Origin of the sequence: Azospirillum sp. B4, assembly GCF_000333275.1 — a bacterium.
GTDB lineage: Bacteria > Pseudomonadota > Alphaproteobacteria > Azospirillales > Azospirillaceae > Nitrospirillum.
Map to the genome: position 1 here is coordinate 1 of NZ_BACU01000476.1, position 1,853 is coordinate 1,853.

1 protein-coding gene is annotated in these 1,853 nt (G+C 62.4%); it reads left to right on the top strand.

Going from position 1 to position 1,853, the window contains the following annotated elements:
* Positions 1–57: 57 nt before the first annotated feature.
* The coding region (locus tag I55_RS20675) for a hypothetical protein (protein ID WP_148293871.1) at positions 58–1,853 on the top strand (1,796 nt) is incomplete at its 3' end.

The window sequence follows — 1,853 nt, forward strand, 5'->3', positions numbered from 1 at the left end:
CCGGGCGATGAGGCGGTGCTGGTCCGCTGNCTGACTTCGATCCGGGAATTCGAGGCCATGGAGCCCCCCGCCGGAACCGCCTCGGCCAAGGTGCAGCGGCTGGCCGTTGCCGAAGGCCAGGCCGCAAGTCACTACACCGTCGCCTTCGGCCGCGACCGGGACTTCAACGCCTTGATGTGCGTCGTGCCCGGCGCCGTGCTGAACCGGGAGGACATGACCTGGCGGGTGCCCCTGGTCTCGCGCCTGGAACTGGAAGCGGCGTTGACCGGGATGCAAGTCCTGGAAAGCGACCGCGAGGCCGAGAAGAACCTGGCGATCCAGCGCCAGCTGGACGCCCCACTTCGGTCTCAGCCCGGCCTGAGCTTGCGCTACGACGCCGGTCAGGAAAGCTATCGTGTGGGTTTCGCTTACGACCCGGAGCTGGTGCAGTCCTTCGCCCGTCTGCCCGGCGCTATCCTGGATCGCTCCGGCGAGCGTCCGGCCTGGGTCGTGCCGGTGACGGCCTACGACGGGCTGTCGGCGATCCTGCAGTCGCGGTCCATCGAGGCGACCCCCCGGCCCCAGGAGCAGCCCAGCCAGACTGGGCGGGCCTTCTCCCTGGCCGGGAAACTTGCTGAAGAGGCTGTAGCGGCGGGAAGCTCGGACAAGCCAGGCTTCAAGCCGTCCGATGAACTGGAGCGGCTCGCCAAGCTGTTCGAGGACGCGCTGGATCAGTCGAAAAGAAAACAAGAGGCGAAGGAAGGGAGCCGAGGCCGGGCACCCTTCAGGGCCATCAACGTTATGCCGGACGGACGTCTGGCGGCAGACAGACCAGCGATCTTTCAGCTCCTCCTGAAGGAACAGCCTCGGATTGCCTTAAACCAGACGGTGACTCCTGGCTCCATGGAGGTGGCACGTCGGCGTCTGGATCAGCTCATTCGCCAGCATCCGGTGGAATTTGGCGGTCTGGAAGACTTCCTCGCCCCCATCCGGGACATTCCAAAAGTCTATCAAACCTTGAGCGAAATCGCTCAAGGCCGGATGACACAGCGAGCCGCAGCAATGACGGCATTGAAGCGCCACGAGGATCATTATTTGAATTCCTACACCGGTGCCAATGCACCGATGTTCGGGCGGGTTACCGCCAGCACCTTGCTTCGACATGTAAGCAAAGCCTTGGGCGATCAGTCCCCTCAGGATCGAGACCGCCTGGTGAAAACCCTGTGGCCGATATTCGTGGCCACGGAGCAGCTCCCAGTCATGACGACGGCCTTGGAATTTATCGGTCACGGCCGTGGTGATGCAGTTCGGGTGGCTCAAGCGGCTTTGGCCGTCGCAGGCGATCCAGAGATGAACATCACCGACATCGAACGCATAATTCTTGATGCCGAGGCGTCCGCGGAACGGGCAGCGCTGCTTTCATCGCGTCGCGAGATTCGCGAGACGATGGCCCACATGGTCGATGAGGCGGCCTCCGGCCCCTTGCATGCCCAAGGCTGGCGGGCCTCAACCATTCCCGTAACTCCGGGCTTCGAACCCTTCTTTGGAGAAGCCCCCCTACCCTCCCTGGCCAATGATGAGCATTGGCTTCAGCTTGTTCCGCAACCTCTGATGAATCGCAATGTGCGGAACCTTGGGGATAAGGATGATAGTTGGGGCATCGCCAATCCCGCCGACGGCACTTTCATCGGGGGAACCGTCTACAGGCGGGATAGGGAAGTGGACGGGGAACGGATTCTGGAAGCGGCTCCCTTTGAAGGTGTTGACCGAGCCGCGGTTCTTCTCCGGAAAATCGACGGACTGACAAATTGGGAGGATGTCAGCGTACACGCTATAGAGGAGGACGATGATCTGCGGTCGCGGGGGAGCAATAC